This window comes from Pseudomonas sp. Teo4 (assembly GCF_034387475.1).
In the GTDB taxonomy this organism is placed as follows: Bacteria; Pseudomonadota; Gammaproteobacteria; order Pseudomonadales; family Pseudomonadaceae; genus Aquipseudomonas.
Map to the genome: position 1 here is coordinate 623,735 of NZ_JAXCIL010000002.1, position 23,234 is coordinate 646,968.

General features: G+C 60.9%; 20 protein-coding genes and 1 pseudogene. 10 read left to right on the forward strand and 11 right to left on the reverse strand.

What is annotated here, in order from left to right:
- Window positions 1-36: 36 nt before the first annotated feature.
- Both PspTeo4_RS19175 and bamE read right to left on the reverse strand, forming a co-directional pair.
- Complete coding sequence (locus PspTeo4_RS19175; RefSeq protein WP_322365485.1) at window positions 37-609, reverse strand: lipocalin family protein; 573 nt, start codon at window positions 607-609, stop codon at window positions 37-39.
- Window positions 606-860 (reverse strand): outer membrane protein assembly factor BamE domain-containing protein, encoded by a 255-nt coding sequence (gene bamE, locus PspTeo4_RS19180; protein ID WP_322365486.1) that lies wholly within the window; start codon window positions 858-860, stop codon window positions 606-608. The genes PspTeo4_RS19175 and bamE overlap by 4 nt, the downstream gene beginning before the upstream one ends.
- A 226-nt stretch (window positions 861-1,086) precedes the next feature.
- On the opposite strand from bamE, the pseudogene PspTeo4_RS30035 reads away from it, so the two are divergent.
- Window positions 1,087-2,124 (forward strand): annotated as a pseudogene (locus tag PspTeo4_RS30035) (cache domain-containing protein); the annotation flags it as partial.
- Window positions 2,125-2,253: 129 nt separating this feature from the next.
- The gene (locus PspTeo4_RS30040; protein ID WP_371856900.1) at window positions 2,254-2,979 is read left to right on the forward strand and encodes a methyl-accepting chemotaxis protein; all 726 of its coding nucleotides are present in this window, start codon (window positions 2,254-2,256) and stop codon (window positions 2,977-2,979) included.
- Window positions 2,980-3,120: 141 nt separating this feature from the next.
- Here PspTeo4_RS30040 and PspTeo4_RS19190 read toward each other — a convergent pair whose 3' ends face one another.
- From PspTeo4_RS19190 to PspTeo4_RS19200, 3 genes are all read right to left on the reverse strand, one after another.
- Window positions 3,121-3,717, reverse strand: a complete 597-nt coding sequence (locus tag PspTeo4_RS19190) for a DUF924 family protein (RefSeq protein WP_322365488.1) — start codon at window positions 3,715-3,717, stop codon at window positions 3,121-3,123.
- 3 nt (window positions 3,718-3,720) lie between these two features.
- Window positions 3,721-4,731 carry a class 1 fructose-bisphosphatase gene (locus PspTeo4_RS19195; protein ID WP_322365489.1) on the reverse strand — a complete coding sequence of 337 codons (1,011 nt, stop codon included), beginning with the start codon at window positions 4,729-4,731 and terminating at the stop codon, window positions 3,721-3,723.
- A 241-nt stretch (window positions 4,732-4,972) separates the two neighbouring features.
- Window positions 4,973-7,423: a glycogen/starch/alpha-glucan phosphorylase gene (locus tag PspTeo4_RS19200; RefSeq protein ID WP_322365490.1), complete on the reverse strand. Its 2,451-nt coding sequence runs from the start codon at window positions 7,421-7,423 to the stop codon at window positions 4,973-4,975.
- 188 nt (window positions 7,424-7,611) lie between these two features.
- Between PspTeo4_RS19200 and PspTeo4_RS19205 the strand changes: the two genes are divergently transcribed.
- Complete coding sequence (locus tag PspTeo4_RS19205) at window positions 7,612-8,016, forward strand: YkgJ family cysteine cluster protein (RefSeq protein WP_043274122.1); 405 nt, start codon at window positions 7,612-7,614, stop codon at window positions 8,014-8,016.
- 391 nt (window positions 8,017-8,407) lie between these two features.
- Here the strand turns inward: PspTeo4_RS19205 and typA are convergent, their stop codons facing one another.
- Entirely contained in the window at window positions 8,408-10,228 is a 1,821-nt protein-coding gene (gene typA / locus PspTeo4_RS19210; protein ID WP_322365491.1) for a translational GTPase TypA, read from the reverse strand.
- Between the two features lie 127 nt (window positions 10,229-10,355).
- Window positions 10,356-11,810 carry a tRNA uracil 4-sulfurtransferase ThiI gene (gene thiI, locus PspTeo4_RS19215; RefSeq protein ID WP_322365492.1) on the reverse strand — a complete coding sequence of 485 codons (1,455 nt, stop codon included), beginning with the start codon at window positions 11,808-11,810 and terminating at the stop codon, window positions 10,356-10,358.
- A gap of 457 nt (window positions 11,811-12,267) precedes the next feature.
- Between thiI and glnA the strand changes: the two genes are divergently transcribed.
- The 4 genes from glnA to ntrC all read left to right on the forward strand — a co-directional run bounded on the left by glnA (window position 12,268) and on the right by ntrC (window position 17,140).
- Complete coding sequence (glnA, locus tag PspTeo4_RS19220) at window positions 12,268-13,674, forward strand: glutamate--ammonia ligase (protein ID WP_023378279.1); 1,407 nt, start codon at window positions 12,268-12,270, stop codon at window positions 13,672-13,674.
- Window positions 13,675-13,823: 149 nt separating this feature from the next.
- Window positions 13,824-14,366 carry a chorismate mutase gene (locus PspTeo4_RS19225; protein ID WP_322365494.1) on the forward strand — a complete coding sequence of 181 codons (543 nt, stop codon included), beginning with the start codon at window positions 13,824-13,826 and terminating at the stop codon, window positions 14,364-14,366.
- A 255-nt stretch (window positions 14,367-14,621) separates the two neighbouring features.
- Window positions 14,622-15,707, forward strand: a complete 1,086-nt coding sequence (glnL, locus tag PspTeo4_RS19230; RefSeq protein ID WP_322365495.1) for a nitrogen regulation protein NR(II) — start codon at window positions 14,622-14,624, stop codon at window positions 15,705-15,707.
- On the forward strand, window positions 15,704-17,140 hold the full coding sequence (gene ntrC, locus PspTeo4_RS19235; protein WP_322365496.1) for a nitrogen regulation protein NR(I): 1,437 nt from the start codon (window positions 15,704-15,706) through the stop codon (window positions 17,138-17,140). Before glnL ends, ntrC begins: the two co-directional genes overlap by 4 nt.
- A gap of 546 nt (window positions 17,141-17,686) precedes the next feature.
- Here ntrC and PspTeo4_RS19240 read toward each other — a convergent pair.
- A complete protein-coding gene (locus PspTeo4_RS19240; protein WP_322365497.1) occupies window positions 17,687-18,124 on the reverse strand; it encodes a hypothetical protein in 438 nt (145 codons plus the stop codon).
- Between PspTeo4_RS19240 and trmL the strand changes: the two genes are divergently transcribed.
- The gene (gene trmL, locus PspTeo4_RS19245; protein WP_008093177.1) at window positions 18,123-18,584 is read left to right on the forward strand and encodes a tRNA (uridine(34)/cytosine(34)/5-carboxymethylaminomethyluridine(34)-2'-O)-methyltransferase TrmL; all 462 of its coding nucleotides are present in this window, start codon (window positions 18,123-18,125) and stop codon (window positions 18,582-18,584) included. The two genes, PspTeo4_RS19240 and trmL, sit on opposite strands and share 2 nt — an antisense overlap.
- A 159-nt stretch (window positions 18,585-18,743) precedes the next feature.
- On the opposite strand, the gene secB is transcribed toward trmL, so the two are convergent.
- The 3 genes from secB to PspTeo4_RS19260 are packed head-to-tail and all read right to left on the reverse strand — an operon-like array spanning window position 18,744 to window position 19,932.
- Entirely contained in the window at window positions 18,744-19,223 is a 480-nt protein-coding gene (secB, locus tag PspTeo4_RS19250; protein ID WP_322365498.1) for a protein-export chaperone SecB, read from the reverse strand.
- Between the two features lie 39 nt (window positions 19,224-19,262).
- Entirely contained in the window at window positions 19,263-19,517 is a 255-nt protein-coding gene (gene grxC, locus PspTeo4_RS19255) for a glutaredoxin 3 (RefSeq protein ID WP_322365499.1), read from the reverse strand.
- A gap of 1 nt (window position 19,518) precedes the next feature.
- The gene (locus tag PspTeo4_RS19260) at window positions 19,519-19,932 is read right to left on the reverse strand and encodes a rhodanese-like domain-containing protein (protein WP_322365501.1); all 414 of its coding nucleotides are present in this window, start codon (window positions 19,930-19,932) and stop codon (window positions 19,519-19,521) included.
- A 206-nt stretch (window positions 19,933-20,138) separates the two neighbouring features.
- Here PspTeo4_RS19260 and gpmI point away from each other — a divergent pair, with 206 nt between their 5' ends.
- Both gpmI and PspTeo4_RS19270 read left to right on the forward strand, forming a co-directional pair.
- The gene (gpmI, locus tag PspTeo4_RS19265) at window positions 20,139-21,674 is read left to right on the forward strand and encodes a 2,3-bisphosphoglycerate-independent phosphoglycerate mutase (protein ID WP_322365502.1); all 1,536 of its coding nucleotides are present in this window, start codon (window positions 20,139-20,141) and stop codon (window positions 21,672-21,674) included.
- Window positions 21,675-21,904: 230 nt separating this feature from the next.
- Window positions 21,905-23,203 carry a murein hydrolase activator EnvC gene (locus tag PspTeo4_RS19270; protein WP_322365503.1) on the forward strand — a complete coding sequence of 433 codons (1,299 nt, stop codon included), beginning with the start codon at window positions 21,905-21,907 and terminating at the stop codon, window positions 23,201-23,203.
- Window positions 23,204-23,234: the final 31 nt, after the last annotated feature.

Below are 23,234 nucleotides of genomic sequence, written 5' to 3' on the forward strand. Positions count from 1 at the left end.
GCGGGCTGTCGGCGAAGGGGCCGGAGCAGACTGGCATCAATGCATCTGCACGATCTGCTTGTCGGCCGTACGCCAGATCAAACGGCTGGTGTCATAACCCTGCTGCCGAGCCTTGGACATCAGGCTCTCGCGTTCCCAGGCCGGCAAGGTCGGCGTGCGCGAAAGAATCCACAGGTATTTGCGGTCCGGGCTGCCGACGATGGCTGTGCGGTAACGGTCATCCACGTACAAGATCCAGTATTCGCCCTTGGTCAAACCCGGTACCAGGCGGGTGAACCAGTTGTCGAACTCCACCCACAGCCTGTCGGTATGCCCCGGCTCCTGAATGTTGGCATGCCCTTCAGCGCGCAACCATTCGTCGCCCATCGTCCGGCACCGGTTGAGCACGCCGTACGAGCCATCCGGTTTGAGGTTGTAATGCGCCTCCGACTGGGCACACTCGCTCTGGTAAGGCATCGGCAGCCGGGCCAGTTCGTACCACTTGCCCTGGTAACGCTTGAGGTCGACGTTGCCAGCTGTCTTGGGCGCCAGCGGGTCATTGGCCGACGTGGCGCAACCACCGAGCAGAATCACCAGGCACAGGCCCAGCAGCAGGTGCAGACGTTTCATTTGAGACCCTGCCCTGAGTACATCAGTACCCTGTCAGCCGCGTATTGCACGCTGATAAAGCTCTTCTCGTCCCCCCAGGTGCAACTGCTCATGCCCAGTGCGCCAGAGCACTCGGTGGGCATGCCGAGCAATTGCTCGACCTCGGCCTTGTTCATGCCGGCCTTGAGCTTGGAATAGTTTTCCTGATTGATCTTGCTGCACGCAGTCAGGACGACGCACAAGGACAACAGGGCGAGGGAACGCAACGACATGAAGGGACACTCCTGGACAGTTAGATGCAGGCGAGTGGCCTGCAGTGACCTTCGACGGGAAAAAGCCTTGCTGGTTCCCTGAATGCCACCATTTACGCCCCCACCATTGGTCGGTTGCCCCTGCGCAAACGATTAAGGTTTCCGCGCGCCGTGACGACATAGCAAGCGGCGCTGTGGCGTATTGCCACACCCTCTCCCTCCGACTTGCCTTGCGCAGACCGCATTCATGACCAAGAACCTGAAGTTCAGCCACAAGATTCTGCTGGCCGCCGCCCTCGTGGTAGCGGTCGCTTTCACCTGTTTTGTCCTGTTCAACGACTACCGACAACGTCAGTCGCTGCGCAGCGATACGCAAGCTACCCTGAGGGACCTGGGTAATCTCACTGCAGGCAACATCCGCAACTGGCTCGACAGCCGTATCCAATTGCTCGACTCGCTGGCCCAGCAGGTCGCGGTGGACGGCCCAAACAAGGCCAGCCTCGACCGCAGCCTGTCGCTGCCGGTGTATGGCAGCAATTTCCAGCTCACCTACTTCGGCGGCCAGGACGGCAGCATGCAATCGGTGCCGGTCGGCAACCGTGCCGCTGACTATGACCCTCGTGCAAGAGGCTGGTACAAGGCCGCCAGCGCCGCCAACCGGACGATCGTTACCGAACCCTATATCTCGGCATCCGCCGGCAAGCTGGTGATCACCCTGGCCACCCCGGTGCAGCAGGCTGGCAGGCTGATCGGCGTCAGCGGCGTCGACACCGACCTGCAAACCATCAGCAACCTGATCAACACCCTGGACTTCAACGGCCGGGGCCACGCGTTCATCGTCAATGGCGAAGGCAAGATCCTCATCCACCCCAAGGCCGAACTTGCGCTGAAGACCTTGGCCGATCTCTACCCTGGCACCCCACCGCGCACCGCCAGCGGCCTGCAGGAAGTCGAACTGGACGGACGCAAGCAGTTCATCAGTTTCACCCACGTCGACGGCGTGCCGTCGGCGGACTGGTACGTGGCGCTGGTGCTCGACCAGGACGCGGCCTTCGCCATGCTGGGCGAGCTGCGTACCTCGGCCATTGTCGCGACCCTGATCGCCGTGGTGGTGATCATTGCCCTGCTGAGCCTGCTGATTCGTGTGCTGATGGAACCGCTGCACCTGATGGGCCGAGCCATGCATGACATCGCCGAAGGTGAAGGCGACCTGACCCGTCGCCTGACCATTCATGCCCAGGATGAATTCGGCAGCCTTGGCCAGTCGTTCAACCGCTTCGTCGAGCGAATTCACGAGTCGATTCGCGAAGTGGCCTCGGCCACCGGCCAGGTGAACGCGGTGGCCGCGCAGGTGGTGACGGCCTCCAATGCGTCGATCAACAACGCCGACCAGCAGTCCAGCCGTACCAGCAGCGTGGCCGCAGCCATCAACCAGCTCGGCGCCGCAGCCCAGGAAATCGCCCAGAACGCAGCGCTGGCTTCGCAACACTCCAGCGAAGCACGGGGGCTTGCCGAAGATGGCCAGCAGGTGGTCGGGCGTACGATCGATGTGATGAACCAGTTGTCGGCGCGCATCAGCGACTCGTGCGGCAACATCGAAACGCTCAATGCGCACACGGCAAACATCGGCCAGATCCTCGATGTGATCAGCGGTATTTCCCAGCAGACCAACCTGCTGGCGCTCAATGCCGCAATCGAAGCCGCCCGTGCAGGCGAGGCCGGACGAGGCTTTGCCGTAGTTGCCGATGAAGTGCGCAACCTGGCCCACCGCACCCAGGAATCGGCGCAACAGGTGCAGCGCCTGATCGAAGAGCTGCAGGCCGGCGCACAGGTGGCGGTCAGCACCATGAACCAGAGCCGGCAGCACAGTGACCACAGCGTAGGCATTGCCAACCAGGCCGGTGAGCGTCTGGGCAGCGTCACCCAGCGTATCGGTGAAATCGATGGCATGAACCAGTCAGTGGCCACCGCCACCGAAGAACAGACCGCCGTGGTGGAGTCGATCAATGTCGACATCACCGAAATCAATACGCTGAATCAGGAAGGGGTGCAAAACCTGCAGAGCACCTTGCGTGCCTGCACCGACCTGGAGCACCAGGTCGAGCGGTTGAAGCATCTGGTGGGGAGTTTCAGGATCTGAAACAGCCGGGGCCGCTCTGCGGCCCATAGCAGCGGTTCGGCAGCCCCGACTTAGCCAGAGCCAGCTCCCACGGCGCCAACCCAACCCTTTCCGTGGGAGCTGGCGAAGCCTGCGATGGGCTGCATAGCAGCCCCACTGCATTCAGAACCTGGACCCAGGCTCCAGCAAAAAGTCCATCTCTTCACTGGTGCTCGGCCGGCCAAGCATCAGGTTGCGATGCGGGAAGCGCCCGAATCGGGCAATTACCCGTTGATGCTGCTCGGCATAGTCGAGGAAGCCCTCGAACAACCGGCGGTTCGCCTCCGGTTGTTCATCGAGCAGAATCTGGTAACGCTCGACACTCAGGTTCTGCCAGTCCAGCACCTCGGCATGCTCCAGCACCAGCAGCACGAACACCCGCTGGATCGGCAGCAACTGGTAATCCCAGCCTTTCTGCAGCCCTTGCATGGCGACCACCTGGGCACGCCGGTCACCTTCAAAGGCGCGCGGCGTGTCGCGGTGGATCATGCGCGGCAACTGGTCCAGCAGAATCAACAGCCCCAGCCAGCCTTGCGGGCTCTGCTGCCATTCCTCGAGGCCACCGGCCAAGGCGTGCTCGACCAGCTCGCCAAACAGCGCCTGGGCCTCGGCATCATGGTGCTTGCCGAACCACAGCGTGCTCTTCTCGTCAGCCACGGCCTGGGGACTGGTGCCCCAACCGAACCACCATTCCAGCAACGGCTGCCAAGGTGCGAGCATGACTTACTCCTTGTGGTAGGCGGTTACGCGCTCGACCTCTTCCTTCGAGCCAAGGATGACCGACACGCGCTGGTGCAGGCTTTCTGGCTGGATATCGAGGATGCGGTCGTAACCGTTGGTGGAGGCGCCACCGGCCTGTTCGATGATGAACGACATCGGGTTGGCTTCGTACATCAGACGCAGCTTGCCCGGCTTGCTCGGCTCGCGCGCGTCGCGCGGGTACATGAACAGGCCGCCACGGGTCAGGATGCGGTGTACGTCGGCCACCATCGAGGCGATCCAGCGCATGTTGTAGTTCTTTTTCAGCGGGCCGGTCTCACCTTCCAGCAGCTCGCCCACGTAGCGTTGCACCGGGGCTTCCCAGTGACGCTGGTTGGACATGTTGATGGCGAACTCGGCGGTGCTTTCCGGTACGCGGATGTTTTCGTGGGTCAGGACGAAGCTGCCCAGCTCGCGATCCAGGGTGAAGCCCTTGACGCCGTTACCCAGGGTCAGGATCAGCATGGTCTGCGGGCCGTAGATGGCATAACCGGCGGCGACCTGCTGGGTGCCTGGCTGCAGGAAGGCTTTTTCGTTGAGGGTTTCGTTCTGGCTCAGGTATTCGTTAGGGCAACGCAGTACCGAGAAGATGGTGCCGACCGAAACGTTTACGTCGATGTTCGACGAACCGTCCAGTGGGTCGAAGACCAGCAGGTAGGCACCTTTGGGGTACTTGCCCGGGATCTGGTAGGCGTTGTCCATTTCCTCGGAGGCCATGCCGGCCAGGTGGCCGCCCCACTCGTTGGCTTCGAGCAGGATCTCGTTGGAGATCACGTCGAGCTTCTTCTGCACTTCGCCCTGCACGTTTTCAGTGCCCATGCTGCCCAGCACACCGCCCAGGGCGCCCTTGGACACGTTGTGGCTGATTTCCTTGCACGCACGCGCCACCACTTCGATCAGGAAGCGCAGATCGGCAGGGGTATTGTTGCTGCGGGTCTGCTCAATCAGATAGCGACTCAGGGTAACGCGGGACATGTATGGCTCCGAAAGGATAGGGGGAGAAAAACCCCCGCAGTTTACAGGGAGAGTTCGATGCTAGCGAGTGATGAGACTCGCCTGGGCTGTCAGACGGCACAATAGGTCGGTAGTTCACCGGGCGCCAGGCCGACTGTCGGCAGTGCCTTGTTCGCGGGTAAACCCGCTCCCACAGGTATTCCACAGCCGTTGCAGGCGGTGGAGTACCTGTGGGAGCGGGTTTACCCGCGAATGCCTCACCTCAGTCCAACGCCTTCCAGATCTCCGTCGCATACTCGCGAATCGTCCGGTCCGACGAGAACCAGCCCATCCGCGCCGTATTCAGCACCGCCATGCGCCACCACTCCTCCGGCTTGTGCCACAACTCCTCGACCCGTCGCTGGGCATCCCAGTAGGCATCGAAGTCGGCGCACACCAGGAAGCGGTCATGGGCCACCAGGCCATCGACCAGCCCGGCGTAGCGGGATGGGTCGTCCGGCGAGAACACCCCGCTGCGAATCGCCTGGAGTACATCGCTAAGGCGCGTCGAGGCCGCAATGGCGGCACCGGCACCAAAGTCGCCAGCACGCCGCCGTGTTTCCACTTGCTGGGCCGTGAGGCCGAAGATGAACATGTTGTCGGCACCGACCTGCTCGCACATCTCCACGTTGGCACCGTCAAGGGTACCGATGGTCAGCGCGCCATTGAGGCCGAACTTCATGTTGCTGGTGCCCGAGGCCTCGTAGCCAGCAGTGGATATCTGCTCGGAAAGGTCGGCCGCCGGAATGATGCTTTCAGCCAGGCTGACGTTGTAGTTGGGCAGAAACACCACCTTGAGCAGGCCGCGCACGGTCGGGTCGTTGTTGACCACCCGGGCGATGTCGTTGGCCAATTTTATGATCAGCTTGGCCTGGTGATAACTGGCCGCGGCCTTGCCGGCGAAAATCTTCACCCGTGGCACCCAGTCGGTACCGGGTTCGGCACGAATGGCCTGATACAACGCCACGGTGTGCAGCAGGTTGAGCAACTGCCGCTTGTACTCGTGAATGCGTTTTACCTGCACATCGAACAGCGCCTCTGGGTTGACCGTCACCCCCAGGCGGTCCTGGATGATGCTGGCCAGCGCCCGCTTGCTGTGCAGGCGCTGGGCAGCGAACTGCTTGCGGAAGCTGCCCTTTTCGGCGAATGGCACCAGATTGGCCAGGCGGCCTTCCGGGTCATCCAGCAGCTCTGGGCCCAACGCCTCGACCAGCATCGCAGTCAGCTGTGGGTTGGACTGGTACAACCAACGGCGGAAGGTGATGCCGTTGGTCTTGTTGTTGATCCGCTGCGGGTAGAGCTTGTGCAGCTCGGCGAACACCGTACTTTTCATCAGCTTGCTGTGCAGCGCCGACACACCGTTGACGCTGTGCGAGCCGAGGAATGCGAGGTTGCCCATGCGCACTCGGCGGCCATTGTCCTCCTCGATCAGCGATACCGCCCGCAGCACATCGAAGTCATGCAGGCCTTTGGCGCGCAAGGCGTCGATATGGTAGGCGTTGATCAGGTAGATGATCTGCATGTGCCTTGGCAGCATGCGCTCCATCAAGGCCACCGGCCAGGTTTCCAGCGCCTCGGGCAACAGGGTGTGGTTGGTGTAGGCGAGCGTGCCGACGGTCAGCTCCCAGGCCTTGTCCCAAGGTACTTCGTGCTGGTCGACCAACAACCGCATCAGTTCGGCCACGGCGATCGAGGGGTGGGTGTCGTTGAGCTGGATCGCCGCCGCATCGGGCAGGTTGAGGAAGTCCTTGTGCATGTTCAGGTGGCGCCGCAGCAAATCCTGCAGCGAGGCGGAAACGAAGAAATATTCCTGCCTAAGGCGCAGCTCCTGACCCGCCTCGGTGCTGTCCGCCGGGTACAGCACCCGCGAAATGCTCTCGGCCCGCGCCACTTCGGCAACCGCGCCAAGGTGGTCGCCTGCGTTGAAGCGCTCCAGATGCAGGTCTTCCAGCGCCCGTGCACGCCACAGGCGCAAGGTGTTGACACTGGCACCGCGCCAGCCCACCACCGGTGTATCGTAGGCCACCGCCCGCACCGTTTCCGCCGGCGACCATACCTGGCGCTGCGCGCCGCTGGCATCGTGCACCGTCTCGACGCTGCCACCGAAGCTGATCGGGTAGATCACCTCGGCCCGCTCGAACTCCCAGGGGTTGCCGAAATCCAGCCAGTTCTCGGTCTGCTCCTGCTGCCAGCCATCGACCACCGCTTGGCGGAACAGGCCGTGCTCGTAGCGAATGCCGTAGCCATGGGCGGCAATGCCCAGGGTCGACATGCTCTCCATGAAGCACGCTGCCAGCCGGCCCAGGCCACCATTGCCCAGCGCCGCATCGGGCTCCAGCAGGCGAATACGCTCCAGGTCCACGTCCAACCCTTCCAGGGCATCACGGGCAATATCCAGCAGGCCCAGGTTGCTCAGGCTGTCATACAGCAGCCGACCAATGAGGAACTCCAGAGAGAGGTAATAAACCCGCTTCTGACTGCGCCGATAAGCCCGGCGGGTGTGATCCATCCAGTGGTCGACCATATGATCGCGGGCAGCCAGGGCAATGGCTTCGAACCAGTCATGGTCGAAGGCGTGCTCTGGGTCCTTGCCGACCGCATAGGTCAGTTTGGCCAGTACAGCGGCGCGAAACTCGGCCACCTCGGCGTCACGTGCTTTGGGTTCCTGAGACATGCGGCATCCTCGGGCAAGTTGACGAAAGCGGAGGGAGAGTGTTGAGACTAGACCCTTCGACAAGGAGTGACAGTAGCCGTTCGCAGTTTTCATGCCCGCTTTACGATTCCGGCAAAAGGTTGTTCACAATTTGAACAACTCCGGTATGATCGCGCGCCCCAAGACCGTGATTCACCTCTTATATAACGATGAAAACGACCCTGATTGCCGCGGCCGAAGTAGACCGCCTGGAAACCTGGCAGCGCTATGCCAGCCACATGTGCGGGGGCTGCCATTCGACCTGCTGCACCCTGCCGGTTGAAGTGAAGATCAAAGACCTGATCCGCATCGGCGTGGTAGACGAGTTCGAGAAGGACGAACCGCCGAAGAACATCGCCAAACGCCTGCAGAAAGACGGCATCATCGAGCGCTTCAACCAGAAGTCGGGGATCTTCACCCTGACCCGGATGAGCAACGACGATTGCCTCTATCTGGATCGTAAGAGCCGGCTGTGCACCATTTATGACAAGCGCCCGGATACCTGCCGCAACCATCCGAAGGTGGGGCCGCGTCCGGGGTATTGTGCTTATAAGCCGAAGGTGGTTGGGCGTTGAGTCTAATGTGGCTGTCGCCAGATTGGGTTGGGGCCGCTAGGCGCTAGCCTTGATTGTGATGGTGTGGCGCAGATCGAGCGCCGCCCCCGCGGCGCATCGCGAGCAAGGCTCGCTCCTACGTCTGTTTCGGGCCAGTCACGCCTACGACAGAGGTGCGCGACCGCCTTGTTTGCTCGACTCGAGACCAAGCCATGCGCCAAAAGCGGTCGCGCGCGGATCTCACAGGAATAATTGGCCAGAAACAGACGTAGGAGCGAGCCTTGCTCGCGATGCGCCGCGCGGGCGGCGCTCGATTTCATAGGCGCCGAAAATCTCGCGGCAAGCCTTGTAAAACAAAAACGCCCCCGGCCTTTCGACCGGGGGCGTTTTCGTTTCAGCTCAAGCTAGACGATCAAGCCTTGGCTTTCTTGGCAGCGCGGGTACGCTCGCCTTCGTCCAGGATCTTCTTGCGCAGACGGATCGACTTCGGAGTGACTTCGCACAGCTCGTCGTCCTGGATGAACTCCAGGGCCTGCTCGAGGGTGTGACGAACTGGCGGAACCAGAGCGATGACTTCGTCTTTGCCCGAAGCACGCATGTTGTCGAGCTTCTTGCCTTTGGTCGGGTTAACGCCCAGGTCGTTGTCACGGCTGTTCAGACCGATGATCTGACCGTTGTAGATGTCCTGGCCGTGCTCGATGAACAGCTTGCCGCGAGCCTGCAGGGTTTCCAGCGAGTAGGTCAGCGCCTTGCCGGTCTCGATCGAAACCAGAACACCGTTCAGACGGCCGGACATGCTGCCAGCTTTCATGGTGTCGTAGCGATCGAAGATCGAGGTCAGGATGCCTGCACCGTTGGTCAGGGTCAGGAACTGGTTACGGAAACCGATCAGACCGCGAGCAGGTACGTTGTACTCCAGACGTACACGGCCTTTGCCATCCGGCGCCATGTTGGTCAGGTCGCCCTTACGCAGGCCCATTTCTTCCATGACCTTGCCCTGGGATTCTTCAGGGATGTCGATGGTGACGTTTTCGAACGGTTCCTGCTTCACGCCGTTGACTTCACGGATGATCACTTCAGGACGGCCTACAGCCATCTCGAAGCCTTCGCGACGCATGGTTTCGATCAGAACCGACAGGTGCAGCTCACCACGGCCGGAAACCTTGAACTTGTCAGCCGAGTCGCCTTCTTCAACGCGCAGTGCAACGTTGTACAGCAGCTCTTTGTCCAGACGCTCTTTGATGTTACGGCTGGTGACGAACTTGCCTTCCTTACCGCAGAACGGCGAGTCGTTGACCTGGAAGGTCATCGAAACGGTCGGCTCGTCAACGGTCAGCGGCTTCATCGCTTCGACGTTGTTCATGTCGCACAGGGTGTCGGAGATGAACAGCTCATCGAAACCGCTGATGCAGACGATGTCGCCAGCCTGAGCTTCTTCGACGTCAACACGGTGCAGGCCGTGGTGACCCATCAGCTTCAGGATACGGCCGTTACGCTTCTTGCCGTCGACATCGATGGCAACAACCGGAGTGTTCGGCTTGACGCGACCACGTGCGATACGGCCAACGCCGATAACGCCCAGGAAGCTGTTGTAGTCCAGAGCGGAGATTTGCATCTGGAACGGGCCATCGACGTCAACGTTCGGCGCTGGAACGTTGTCGACGATCGACTGGTACAGCGGGGTCATGTCTTCAGCCATATCGGTGTGGTCCAGACCGGCGATGCCGTTCAGGGCCGAGGCGTAGACAACCTGGAAGTCCAGCTGGTCGTCGGTAGCACCGAGGTTGTCGAACAGGTCGAAGATCTGGTCCAGAACCCAGTCAGGACGTGCGCCCGGACGGTCGACCTTGTTGATCACGACGATCGGCTTCAGGCCAGCTTCGAAGGCCTTCTTGGTCACGAAGCGGGTTTGTGGCATCGGGCCGTCTTGGGCGTCGACCAGCAGCAGCACGGAGTCGACCATCGACATTACGCGCTCAACCTCGCCACCGAAGTCGGCGTGGCCGGGGGTGTCGACGATGTTGATGTGGTAGCCGTTCCAGTTGATGGCGGTGTTTTTCGCCAGAATGGTAATACCGCGCTCTTTTTCCTGGTCGTTGGAGTCCATGACGCGCTCGTCGTTGAGCTCGTTACGCTCCAGGGTGCCGGACTGGCGCAGGAGTTTGTCGACCAGGGTGGTTTTACCATGGTCAACGTGGGCGATGATGGCGATGTTACGCAGATTTTCGATCACAACTGTATCTCGATCAGAGGATTCGGTTGCCGCCCAGTCTAGGCGGCCAATATGAAGTTAAAAGGCTCAGCGGGCCCGGCGGTCGGGAGGGCGATGGCGGATGCTGCCGCCATACAGCCCTGGCGTCTTATGTCGGACGATAAACACGCACATTGGCATGTCCCTCACTGAGCAGGTGGTGTGCGTGCAGACGGCTCATCACACCCTTGTCGCAATACAGCAGGTACTGGCGGTTGGCATCCAGGTTCTTGAACTTGCTGTTGATCGCGTAGAACGGCAGCGTCTGGACTTCGACGCCTTCGATGACCAGGGGTTGGTCTTCCTGGGCATCGGGGTGACGAATGTCGATGACAATCTGGCCCGGCAACGCCTCGGCCACTTCCTCGATTTCGACGTCTTTGCCCAGCTCGTCGATCACATGGTCGATGGAGATGAACTTGGCGCGCTCCAGAGCGCGCTCAAGCACGGCCATGTCGAACTGCTTCTCTTCATGCTCCATGCGGTGACGCTTGGCATGAGTGGTCGGGTTCACCGAAATCACACCACAGTACTCTGGCATGTGTTTGGCGAACTCGGCAGTGCCGATCTGATAGGCGGTGTCGATGATGTCCTGCTTGTGGCTGGCCAGCAGCGGGCGCAGCACCAGCTTGTCGGTGGCCGAGTCGATGATCGACAGGTTTGGCAGGGTCTGGCTGGACACCTGGGAAATCGCCTCGCCGGTGACCAGCGCATCGATTTCCAGACGTTCGGCCATGCGCGCCGCGCCGCGCAGCATCATGCGCTTGAGGGTCACGCCCATGTAGCTGTTGTCGACCTTGTTGAGGATCTCGCCGACCACTTCCTCGAACGGTACGCTGATGAACAGCACGCGCTGGCTGCTGCCGAACTTCTTCCACAGGTAGTGGGCAACTTCCATCACGCCCAGTTCGTGGGCACGGCCACCGAGGTTGAAGAAGCAGAAGTGGGTCATCAGGCCGCGGCGCATCATCTGATAGGCCGCCACGGTGGAGTCGAAGCCACCGGACATCAGCACCAGGGTCTGTTCCAAAGCGCCGAGCGGGTAGCCGCCAATGCCGTTGTGCTGGTTGTGGATGACATACAGGCGCTGATCGCGGATTTCGATGCGCACCAGCACTTCCGGGGTCTTCAGGTCGATACCGGTGGCGCCACACTGCTGACGCAGCTGGCTGCCGACGTAGCGGTCGACGTCCATGGAAGTGAAGTCGTGGTGGCCACCACGCTTGCAGCGCACGGCGAAGCGCTTGCCGGCCAGCAGATGGCCGAAGTGGTGCTTGCACTTGGCGACGATATCGTCGAAGTCACCCAGCGGGTACTCCTCGACCTGCAGGAAGTGGGTGATACCCGGCGTGCAGGTGAGGCGCTCGATCATCTCGCGCTGGACCTTCTCGTCCTCGACGCGGGTGACCACTTCGAGATTGTCCCAGACACCATCGACCGCGAGCTCAGGATCGAGGTCCTTGAGCACGACACGGATGTTCTTGCCGAGCTGGCGGATGAAGCGCTTGCGCACCGGCCGGCTCTTGATGGTGATCTCTGGGAAGACTTTGACGATAAGTTTCATTGGGTTAACAGCGCGCGCAGGGCCTGCCGAAAATGAGGGGCGCGAATTATAGCGGAAATTGCTCAGGATTTGACCAACTTTTGTACAGAAGGTTGGAATTAGCTTGGCTGCACCGGCCTCATCGCCGGCAAGCCGGCTCCTACAGGGATATCGAGGGCACCACAGCTGTGGGAGCCAGCTTGCCGGCGATGAGGCCCCCAAAGGATGCACGCCCGTCCAAACATGCACACTATTGGTGCGCACAAGACGAAACTCGCATCTTAAGGGTGCATTTTTCTTCCGCGAACCGCCGCCAGATGCCCCTAAACGCCCCCTTTTATCCCGCTCTCGCCATTTTTGGGCACTGGCATGCAATTTGCTCTCTTGTGAGGCAGGTAAGCTTGGCCGACTATGCGCGCCCGGCGACACCCTTTTTCCAGGGCAGCGGCTAAGCGCCCTAGACCATCCGGAGGACAACATGTCGAAGTCGGTTCAACTCATCAAAGATCATGACGTCAAGTGGATTGATCTGCGTTTCACGGACACCAAAGGCAAACAGCACCACGTCACCATGCCCGCTCGCGACGCGCTGGATGACGACTTCTTCGAAGCTGGCAAAATGTTCGACGGCTCGTCGATCGAAGGCTGGAAAGGCATCGAAGCTTCCGACATGATCCTGCTGCCGGACGACTCCTCCGCCGTCCTGGACCCGTTCACCGAAGAGCCGACCCTGATCCTGGTCTGCGACGTGATCGAACCGTCCACCATGCAAGGCTACGACCGCGACCCACGCGCAATCGCCAAGCGTGCTGAAGAGTTCCTGAAATCCACCGGTATCGGTGACACCGTTCTGGTAGGCCCGGAGCCTGAGTTCTTCATCTTCGACCAAGTGAAGTTCAAGTCCGACATCTCGGGCTCGATGTTCAAGATCTACTCCGAGCAAGGCTCCTGGATGACCGATCAGGACGTCGAAGGCGGCAACAAGGGCCACCGTCCTGCTGTCAAAGGCGGCTACTTCCCGGTTCCACCATGCGACCACGACCACGAAATCCGTACTGCCATGTGCAACGCCATGGAAGAAATGGGCCTGGTCGTCGAAGTTCACCACCACGAAGTGGCCACCGCTGGCCAGAACGAAATCGGTGTGCGCTTCAACACCCTGGTAACCAAGGCTGACGAAGTTCAGACCCTGAAGTACTGCGTGCACAACGTTGCCGATGCTTACGGCAAGACCGCTACCTTCATGCCGAAGCCACTGTACGGCGACAACGGCTCGGGCATGCACGTTCACATGTCGATCTCCAAAGACGGCAAGAACACCTTCTCCGGTGAAGGCTATGCCGGCCTGTCCGACACCGCCCTGTACTTCATCGGCGGTATCATCAAGCACGGTAAGGCCCTGAACGGCTTCACCAACCCGGCTACCAACTCCTACAAGCGTCTGGTTCCAGGCTTCGAAGCTCCGGTCATGCTGGCCTACTCGGCCCGTAACCGTTCGGCCTCGATCCGTATTCCTTACGTTTCCAGCCCGAAAGCCCGCCGTATCGAAGCGCGCTTCCCGGACCCGGCTGCCAACCCGTACCTGTGCTTCGCCGCACTGCTGATGGCCGGCCTGGACGGTATCCAGAACAAGATCCACCCAGGCGATGCCGCCGACAAGAACCTGTACGACCTGCCGCCTGAAGAGGCCAAGGAAATCCCGCAGGTTTGCGGCAGCCTGAAAGAGGCCCTGGAAGAGCTGGACAAAGGCCGTGCGTTCCTGACCAAGGGCGGCGTGTTCTCCGACGACTTCATCGATGCCTACATCGAGCTGAAGTCGGAAGAAGAGATCAAGGTCCGTACCTTCGTTCACCCGCTGGAATACGACCTGTACTACAGCGTCTGATTTAGTCGGCGCGTTGCGCTGATAAAATCACCAGAAACGGCCTTCATACGAAGGCCGTTTCTGTTTGCGGACAGAATTATCAGGCGCTTCCTACAAGCGAAGACCCGCAGGCTGGCCACACTCAGGTCTCCATTTACCAGGAGATCGCCATGCGCCTTGCACCTACCATCACATGCCTCACCTTCGTCATTGTCGGCTGCAGCGCAACTTCGCCCCCACAACCCGATTTCCACCCGCTACTCGCGACCATCGAACAACGCCTGGACCTGGCGGTTTCGGTCGCCGTGCACAAATGGGATCACAAGCTGCCGGTCGAAGCCCCCGAGCGTGAACGGCAAGTGTTGTCTGAAGTCCGCAAGCACGCACCCGACTACGCCCTCACCCCGGACCGAGCCGCCGCGTTCTTCAGCGACCAGATAGAGGCCAACAAGCTCGTTCAATACACGCTCATGGATCGCTGGAACACCTTGGGCAGCAGGCCCCCCACTGAATCCCGCGACCTTGCTCACGAAATTCGCCCACGCCTGGACAAGCTTCAAGCGAACCTGCTGTTCGAGCTACGCCGTGTTGACCGTCTTGCCAAGGATGATTGCCCGAAGCAGCTGGCCAGAGCACTGGAACAACGCACCAATGATCCGCTACGCCACATGGCGCTGGTTCGAGCCACCGCACAGCTGTGCAAGGAACACTGAACAGCGCAATGCTCTATATTGGTGCATAAGAGTTATCAGCGCCCCACGCTGCAGCCCAAAAAAGGTCATTTGAAACGTTAAACCAGCATATTCTGATCCGAATAGGCGCAATTTCAGGTCTTTGTCACGAAATACCGCTTCTTTTCGGAGCCTTGGTTTGTTTCTTGCATTTTCCTGGCATCAGCGGATCCATAGCGCACCCGCCCCTGGCACGGCTGGGGGTATGCAAGCGCCAAAAGAGGTCAACGACGCCTTATGACCATCAGCGATGCACAGCACCGTCTGCTTCTGGACAACCTGACCACGGCCACGCTCCTACTCAACTCGGAGCTACGCCTGGAATACATGAACCCGGCCGCCGAGATGCTCTTGGCCGTGAGTGGTCAGCGCAGCCACGGGCAGTTCATCAGCGAGTTGTTCACCGAATCGACCGAAGCGCTCAACTCGCTGCGCCAGGCCGTGGAACAGGCACACCCGTTTACCAAGCGCGAAGCGCAACTGACGTCGCTGACCGGCCAGACCATCACGGTCGACTATGCCGTCACGCCGATCCTGCATCAGGGCAATACCTTGCTGCTGCTGGAGGTTCACCCGCGTGATCGACTGCTGCGCATAACCAAAGAAGAAGCCCAGCTGAGCAAGCAGGAAACCACCAAGATGCTGGTGCGCGGCCTGGCCCATGAAATAAAGAACCCGCTGGGTGGCATCCGTGGCGCGGCGCAGCTGCTGTCCCGCGAACTGCCCGACGATGGCCTGCGCGACTACACCAATGTGATCATTGAAGAGGCCGACCGATTGCGCAATCTGGTCGACCGCATGCTCGGCTCGAACAAGCTGCCGTCACTGGCCATGACCAACATCCATGAAGTATTGGAGCGGGTCTGTAGCCTGGTGGATGCCGAAAGCCAGGGTTGCATCACTTTGGTGCGCGATTACGACCCTAGCCTGCCGGACGTGCTGATCGACCGCGAACAGATGATCCAGGCCGTACTCAACATCGTGCGCAATGCCATGCAGGCGATCAGCTCGCAAAACGAACTGCGCCTCGGCCGTATCACCCTGCGCAGCCGCGCAGTACGCCAGTTCACCATCGGCCATGTGCGTCATCGCCTGGTGGCCCGCGTCGAAATCATCGACAACGGCCCGGGAATTCCGTCGGAACTGCAGGACACCCTCTTCTATCCCATGGTCAGTGGACGTCCGGACGGTACCGGGCTGGGCCTGGCCATCACCCAGAACATCATCAGTCAGCACCAGGGCTTGATCGAATGCGAGAGCCATGCCGGCCACACCGCGTTTTCGATCTTCCTGCCCCTGGAACAAGGAGCCAACGCCTCATGAGCCGAAGTGAAACCGTATGGATCGTCGATGATGACCGTTCCATCCGCTGGGTACTGGAAAAAGCCCTACAGCAAGAAGGCATGGCCACCCAGAGCTTCGACAGCGCTGACGGCGTGATGGGCAGGCTGGCCCGCCAGCAACCGGATGTGATCATCTCCGACATCCGCATGCCGGGCACCAGCGGCCTGGACCTGCTGGCTCAGATCCGCGAGCAGCACCCACGCTTGCCGGTCATCATCATGACCGCCCACTCCGACCTGGACAGCGCCGTGGCTTCGTACCAAGGCGGCGCCTTCGAGTACCTGCCCAAGCCGTTCGACGTGGACGAGGCCGTGTCGCTGGTCAAGCGGGCCAATCAACATGCGCAAGAGCAGCAAGGCCTGGATGTTCCACAAAGCCTGGCACGCACACCGGAAATCATCGGCGAAGCGCCGGCCATGCAGGAGGTGTTCCGCGCCATCGGCCGCCTGAGCCATTCCAACATCACCGTGCTGATCAATGGTGAGTCCGGTACCGGCAAGGAACTGGTGGCTCACGCCCTGCACCGCCACAGCCCACGTGCGGCGTCGCCATTCATCGCGCTGAACATGGCGGCCATCCCCAAAGACCTGATGGAATCAGAGCTGTTCGGCCACGAAAAAGGTGCGTTCACCGGAGCAGCCAACCTGCGCCGCGGTCGCTTCGAGCAGGCTGATGGCGGCACGCTGTTCCTCGACGAAATCGGCGACATGCCGGCCGACACACAGACCCGCCTGCTGCGAGTACTGGCCGATGGCGAGTTCTATCGGGTCGGCGGGCATATTCCAGTGAAAGTCGATGTGCGCATCATCGCCGCTACGCACCAGAACCTCGAATCCCTGGTACAGGCCGGCAAGTTTCGCGAAGACTTGTTCCACCGCTTGAACGTGATCCGCATTCATATCCCGCGCCTGGCAGACCGGCGCGAAGATATTCCGGCCCTGGCCCGCCACTTCCTTGGCCGCGCCGCACAGGAACTGGCGGTCGAACCCAAGCTGCTGAAGCCGGAAACCGAAGAGTTCATCCGTAACCTGCCGTGGCCGGGCAACGTGCGTCAGCTGGAGAACACCTGCCGCTGGATCACGGTGATGGCGTCCAGCCGCGAGGTGCTGATTGGCGACCTGCCTCCAGAGCTGCTGAACCTGCCTCAGGACGCCGCACCGGTAACCAACTGGGAGCAGGCCCTGCGCCAGTGGGCCGACCAGGCCCTGGCACGCGGGCAGTCCAACCTGCTCGACAGCGCAGTGCCCAGCTTTGAACGCATCATGATCGAGACCGCACTGAAGCACACTGCTGGTCGTCGTCGCGACGCAGCCGTGTTGCTGGGCTGGGGCCGTAACACCCTGACTCGCAAGATCAAGGAGCTGGGGATGAATGTGGCTGGCGGGGATGATGAAGACGCCGACGAGCATTGATGCCTGACAGCCTGCGCTGACTTTTTCGCGGGTAAACCCGCTCCCACAGGGATCACACCGAACCCTGTGGAAGCGGGTTTACCCGCGAATGCTTTTGCAATACGCCCCAACTCTCGCCGCCATGCACCGATCCTGTGCCCGACGCACCGCCCGAAGGCATAAATCCCCTCAAAACCCGGCCAAATCGCCCTGAAAGCCAATGTTTCCGGGTTTTTCAAAACTGGCACGCCCCCTGCAATAGCTAATACATCTCCAGTTTCGGGGGCCTCGGTACAGGCAGGCCGGGTGAACCCCTCTTTTATTCGCAGTCGCTCCAGTTTTGGGGACCTTGGTACAGGCAGGCCGGGACATCCCCTCTTTTACATGCAGTAGCTCCACCCTTCGGGGACCTCGGTACAGGCAGGCCGGGACATCCCCTCTTTTACACGCAGTAGCTCCACCCTTCGGGGACCTTGGTACAGGCAGGCCGAGACATCCCCTCTTTTACATGCCGTAGCTCCACCCCTTCGGGGACCTCGGTACAGGCAGGCCGGGACATCCCCTCTTTTATTCGTGCAGCCTTACCTGCACACGCCAACGTCCAGCGTCCTCTGCACCGGCCCACTCGCCGTGCAGGGGACGCGCGGCCACCACGGTCAACAGCAAGCCTTCCTCACTCTTCTGCAAACGCCAGCCCACCGGCTTGCCCTGCAGGCTCAATTGTCCGCGCTGTGCCTTGCCTTGCGCCTCGAACAGCACCGCGACCGTTCCTTCCACATTCTCGCCGTGGAGCTTGGGTTCTTCGTTGAACCAAAGGTCCAGGCCATCCTGCACGACCTCCACCTGTTCCAGTACACGCTCGTCAGGCGAGGTCAGCTTGCCGATCATGAGGCCGACCATCAGGCCGACAATCGCCAAAGAGAGCAGCACCCGTGGGAAGCCTTTCGAACGCAGGTCCGGTTCGGGGGTAGAATGCTCGCCATCTTCACGCTTGGAGCCGTGCATGTTTCACGTCATCCTTTTTCAACCAGAAATTCCGCCAAATACCGGCAATATCATTCGCCTCTGCGCCAACAGCGGCTGCGACCTGCACCTGATCGAACCCATCAGCTTCGAACTCGATGACAAGCGCCTGCGCCGGGCCGGGCTGGATTACCACGAGTATGCCACGCTCAAGCGTCACGAGAGCCTAGCCGGATGCCTGGAAAGCCTTGGCAACCCGCGCTTGTTCGCCTTCACCACCAAGGGTTCGCACCCCTTCCACGAAGTGGCCTACCAGCCGGGCGATGCGTTCCTGTTCGGGCCTGAAAGCCGTGGTCTTCCGGCAGAGGTGCTGGATAGCCTGCCGGCCGAACAACGCCTGCGCTTGCCGATGCGACCGGGGTGCCGCAGCCTGAACCTGTCCAATACCGTGGCGGTGACGGTGTATGAGGCGTGGCGCCAGCAAGGGTTTGCTGGCAGCTGATGCAGCGCATGCAATGGCCCTATCGCCGGCAAGCCGGCTCCCACAAAGACCGCACACCACAGTTCCTGTGGGAGCCGGCTTGCCGGCGATAGGGCCGGTGCAGACAACCAGGCAATAAAAAGGCGACCTCGAAGGTCGCCTTTTTGCTACCAGGCAGAATTACTGCACAGTCGCTTCACCAGCTTCCTGCATGCGCTGCATCTCTTGCGCGTACAGAGCGTCGAAGTTGACCGGCGACAGCATCAGGGCCGGGAACGAACCACGGGTCACCAGGCTGTCCAGGGTTTCACGCGCGTACGGGAACAGGATGTTCGGGCAGAACGCACCGAGGGTGTGGCTCATCGACGCCGCATCCAGGTTCTTGATCAGGAAGATACCCGCCTGCTGTACTTCAGCGATGAAAGCCACTTCCTCACCGTTCTTGACGGTGACGGACAGGGTCAGCACCACTTCGTGGAAGTCGCCTTCCAGGGCTTTCTGCTTGGTGTTCAGGTCCAGCGCTACGCTCGGCTCCCACTGCTGGCGGAAGATCTGCGGGCTTTTCGGGGCCTCGAACGACAGGTCACGCACATAGATGCGCTGCATGGAGAACTGAGGGCTGTTGTCTTCTGCTGCGCCGTTGGTCTGTTGGTCAGTCATGGCAGATCCTTATCCTAATGTTTTTGAATGCAGTGCAAATCAGGCCGCCAGCAGCGCGTCGAGCTTACCCGCGCGCTCCAGGGCATAGAGGTCATCGCATCCACCGACGTGGGTGCTGCCAATCCAGATCTGCGGCACCGAAGTACGGCCGGCCTTCTGGCTCATCTCGGCGCGAACCTGCGGTTTGCCGTCGACCTTGATTTCCTCGAAGTCCACGCCTTTGCTCTCGAGCAGGTATTTGGCGCGCATGCAGTAGGGGCAGTAGTCGCTGGAATAGACGATGACGGGCTTCATATCACTTCACCAGGGGCAGGTTATCGGCTTTCCAGCTGGAAACGCCACCGCTAAGTTTGGCGGCTGTGTAACCAGCTTTGAGCAGCTCGCTGCAGATAGCACCGGACTGCTGGCCCATCGCGTCGACGACGATCAGGGTCTTGGCTTTGTGCTTTTCCAACTCGGTCATGCGGTTGGCCACTTTGTCCTGCGGGATGTTGATCGCGCCGACGATGTGCCCGGCGGAGTAGTCCTTGGCCGGACGGATGTCGAGGACCAGGCCCTTCTCGGCATTGACCAGGGCGGTCAACTGGCCATTGCTCAGGCTCTGGCCGCCGCGGCGGATTTCATTGAGCAGCAGCAGGACCAGCAGGACAACGAAGATCGCAACCAGGATGTAGTGATCTGTCGCGAATTGAATCAGGTGAGCAACCATCAGCGGTGTTCCAGGCGATTGAAAATGTCGGCCAGTATACACAGCCCCCCAGTGCCACCAAAGCCCGACGGGCCGGCGGCAAAGGTACCTTCATGTTGCCTGCAGACGTGCGCCGGTCGGGGGGCTGGACGAATATTCGCCGTTGATGGCGCATTTGCCCTAAAATGCGTGTCTTTATCATCTTTGAACAACCGTGAGTTTGATTGATGACGAGTACGCCCAAACCCCTGGTCCTGATCATCCTGGATGGCTTCGGTCATAGCGAAAGCCCCGAATACAATGCCATCTATGCCGCCAACACCCCGGTCTACGACCGCCTGCGCGCGAATCAGCCGCATGGTCTGATTTCCGGTTCCGGGATGGATGTCGGCCTGCCGGACGGGCAGATGGGCAACTCGGAAGTGGGTCACATGAACCTCGGCGCCGGCCGTGTCGTGTACCAGGACTTCACCCGTGTCACCAAAGCCATCCGCGATGGCGAGTTCTTCGAAAACCCGGTGCTCACCGGCGCAGTGGACAAGGCTGTCGGTGCCGGAAAGGCTGTGCATATCCTTGGCCTGCTCTCTGACGGCGGCGTGCATAGCCACCAGGACCACCTGATCGCCATGGCCGAACTGGCCGCGCAGCGTGGTGCCGACAAGATCTACCTGCACGCCTTCCTCGATGGCCGTGACACCCCGCCCCGCAGCGCACAGTCCTCGATCGAGCTGCTTGACGCCACCTTCGCCAAGCTCGGCAAGGGCCGTATCGCCAGCATCATTGGCCGTTACTACGCCATGGACCGCGACAACCGCTGGGACCGCGTCAGCGCCGCCTACAACCTGATCGTCGACAGCACTGCCGACTACACCGCCGACAGCGCGCTCGCTGGCCTTGAAGCCGCCTACGCCCGCGAAGAAAACGACGAGTTCGTCAAGGCCACGCGCATTGGCGAGGCCGTCAAGGTCGAAGACGGCGACGCGGTCATCTTCATGAACTTCCGCGCCGACCGCGCCCGTGAGCTGTCGCGCGCGTTCGTCGAGCCAGATTTCAACGAATTCCCTCGTGCACGTCTGCCAAAACTGGCGGCGTACATTGGCCTGACCCAGTATTCGGCGAAAATCCCGGCACCCGCCGCCTTTGCCCCGTCCAGCCTGGACAATGTCCTGGGCGAATACCTGGCGAAGAACGGTAAAACCCAGCTGCGCATCGCAGAAACCGAGAAGTACGCCCATGTGACGTTCTTCTTCTCCGGTGGCCGCGAAGAGCCGTTCGAAGGCGAAGAACGCATTCTTATTCCATCGCCGAAGGTCGCCACTTACGACCTGCAACCGGAAATGAACGCCCCCGAAGTTACCGACCGCATCGTCGAAGCCATCGAGCAACAGCGTTTTGATGTGATCGTGGTCAACTACGCCAACGGCGACATGGTCGGCCACACGGGCGTGTTCGAGGCAGCGGTCAAGGCCGTCGAAGCCCTGGACACCTGCGTCGGTCGTATCGTCGAAGCGTTGGACAAGGTGGGTGGCGAAGCGCTGATCACCGCCGACCACGGCAACGTCGAGCAAATGGAAGACGCCTGCACCGGCCAGGCCCACACCGCTCATACCAGCGAACCGGTGCCATTCATCTATGTCGGCAAGCGCAAGGTCAAGGTTCGCGAAGGTGGCGTGCTGGCCGACGTGGCGCCGACCATGCTCAAGCTGCTGGGTCTGGAAAAACCTGCGGAAATGACCGGCACCTCGATTCTGGTCGATGCCTGATTGATGCCGAGGGGCCGCTTCGCGAGCCAATCGTCGGCAAGACGGCTCCTACAGGAACGGTGGCATACACCAAGTCTGTGGGAGCCGACTTGCCGGCGATTGGGCTGCAAAGCAGCCCCCCGACACATGAATTCCAGACAAACGCCTCGCCGCATCTGCCGCGAGGCGTTTTTTTTGCGGGCTTGCGCGGGCATACTAGGCCAGTCTCCATCCTTGGTACGCCCAATTCCATGCTCCGCGCCCTGATCCCAATCGCCCTGTCATGCCTGCTCAGCCCGGCATTCGCCGACGAGCGCGCACAGACCCAGCAGCAACTGGACGCCACCCGCCAGGATATTGCCGAGCTCAAGAAGATGCTGGGCAAGCTCCAGGACGAAAAATCTGGCGTGCAGAAAGACCTCAAGAGCACCGAGACCGATATCGGCAACCTCGAGAAGCAGGTGGAGGCGCTGCAGCAAGAACTAAAAAAGACCGAGGGCGAGCTGGAGCGCCTTGATACCGAGAAAAAAAAACTCCAGAGCGCCCGCGTTGAACAACAGCGACTGATCGCCATCCAGGCCCGTTCGGCCTACCAGAACGGCCGCGAGGAATACCTCAAGCTGCTGCTCAACCAGCAGAATCCCGAGAAGTTCGCCCGCACCCTCACCTACTACGACTACCTGAGCAAGGCACGTCTGGAGCAGCTGCGTGCGTTCAATGAAACCTTGCGCCAGCTAGCCAATGTCGAACAGGACATTGCCCGCCAGCAGGAACAGCTGCTGACCCAGCGCGCCGACCTCGACACCCAGCGCCAGGCCCTGGAAGCCGAACGCGGCAAGCGTCAGCAGGTGCTGGCCAAGCTCAACAGCGACATGAAAGACCGCGACCAGAAGCTCCAGGCCCGTGAACAGGACCAGGCCGATCTGGCCAAGGTGCTCAAGACCATCGAGGAAACCTTGGCCCGCCAGGCCCGCGAGGCCGAGGAAGCGCGCAAGAAAGCCCTTCTGGCCCAGCAGGAAGCGGAAAAACGTCGCCAGCAGGAAGCCCTGGCCGCCGCTCGCGACCGCGACCGCGACGATGCCGAGCCACCGAAGAAGGCCCGCACCACGCTTGGGCCGCTGGTTTCCAGCGATGGCGCAAGCTACGGCGGCGCATTTTCTGCTGCACGGGGAAAACTTCCATGGCCGGTCAATGGTCGATTGCTGGCACGCTTCGGTGATGCCCGCGGCAGCGATGCCCGCGCCAAGTGGGACGGGGTGATGATCAGTGCCAACCCCGGTACCCAGGTGCGCGCCGTGCATGGCGGTCGCGTGGTATTCGCCGACTGGTTGCGTGGCGCCGGTCTTCTGGTCATTCTCGACCATGGCAATGGCTACCTGAGCTTGTACGGCCATAATCAGAGCCTGCTCAAGAGCGCCGGCGACATCGTCAAGGCCGGTGAGGCCATCTCCACCGTTGGCGACAGCGGTGGCCAGGACAGTTCAGGCTTGTACTTCGCCATTCGCCAGCAGGGCCGGCCGACCGACCCCGCCCAGTGGTGCAAAGGCTAGTTACCTATTTACGGCCAGGCGCGCAGCGCCA

Bases quoted from the DNA above. Each gene is read 5' to 3' on its own strand.
- PspTeo4_RS19175 (WP_322365485.1), bottom strand. From the start codon at position 609: ATGAAACGTCTGCACCTGCTGCTGGGCCTGTGCCTGGTGATTCTGCTC.
- glnL (WP_322365495.1), top strand. From the start codon at position 14,622: ATGACCATCAGCGATGCACAGCACCGTCTGCTTCTGGACAACCTGACC.
- PspTeo4_RS19200 (WP_322365490.1), bottom strand. From the start codon at position 7,423: ATGTCTCAGGAACCCAAAGCACGTGACGCCGAGGTGGCCGAGTTTCGC.
- PspTeo4_RS19190 (WP_322365488.1), bottom strand. From the start codon at position 3,717: ATGCTCGCACCTTGGCAGCCGTTGCTGGAATGGTGGTTCGGTTGGGGC.
- PspTeo4_RS19260 (WP_322365501.1), bottom strand. From the start codon at position 19,932: ATGGTTGCTCACCTGATTCAATTCGCGACAGATCACTACATCCTGGTT.
- thiI (WP_322365492.1), bottom strand. From the start codon at position 11,810: ATGAAACTTATCGTCAAAGTCTTCCCAGAGATCACCATCAAGAGCCGG.
- glnA (WP_023378279.1), top strand. From the start codon at position 12,268: ATGTCGAAGTCGGTTCAACTCATCAAAGATCATGACGTCAAGTGGATT.
- secB (WP_322365498.1), bottom strand. From the start codon at position 19,223: ATGACTGACCAACAGACCAACGGCGCAGCAGAAGACAACAGCCCTCAG.
- trmL (WP_008093177.1), top strand. From the start codon at position 18,123: ATGTTTCACGTCATCCTTTTTCAACCAGAAATTCCGCCAAATACCGGC.
- PspTeo4_RS19270 (WP_322365503.1), top strand. From the start codon at position 21,905: ATGCTCCGCGCCCTGATCCCAATCGCCCTGTCATGCCTGCTCAGCCCG.
- PspTeo4_RS19240 (WP_322365497.1), bottom strand. From the start codon at position 18,124: ATGCACGGCTCCAAGCGTGAAGATGGCGAGCATTCTACCCCCGAACCG.
- ntrC (WP_322365496.1), top strand. From the start codon at position 15,704: ATGAGCCGAAGTGAAACCGTATGGATCGTCGATGATGACCGTTCCATC.
- grxC (WP_322365499.1), bottom strand. From the start codon at position 19,517: ATGAAGCCCGTCATCGTCTATTCCAGCGACTACTGCCCCTACTGCATG.
- PspTeo4_RS19195 (WP_322365489.1), bottom strand. From the start codon at position 4,731: ATGTCCCGCGTTACCCTGAGTCGCTATCTGATTGAGCAGACCCGCAGC.
- PspTeo4_RS19225 (WP_322365494.1), top strand. From the start codon at position 13,824: ATGCGCCTTGCACCTACCATCACATGCCTCACCTTCGTCATTGTCGGC.
- bamE (WP_322365486.1), bottom strand. From the start codon at position 860: ATGTCGTTGCGTTCCCTCGCCCTGTTGTCCTTGTGCGTCGTCCTGACT.
- gpmI (WP_322365502.1), top strand. From the start codon at position 20,139: ATGACGAGTACGCCCAAACCCCTGGTCCTGATCATCCTGGATGGCTTC.
- PspTeo4_RS19205 (WP_043274122.1), top strand. From the start codon at position 7,612: ATGAAAACGACCCTGATTGCCGCGGCCGAAGTAGACCGCCTGGAAACC.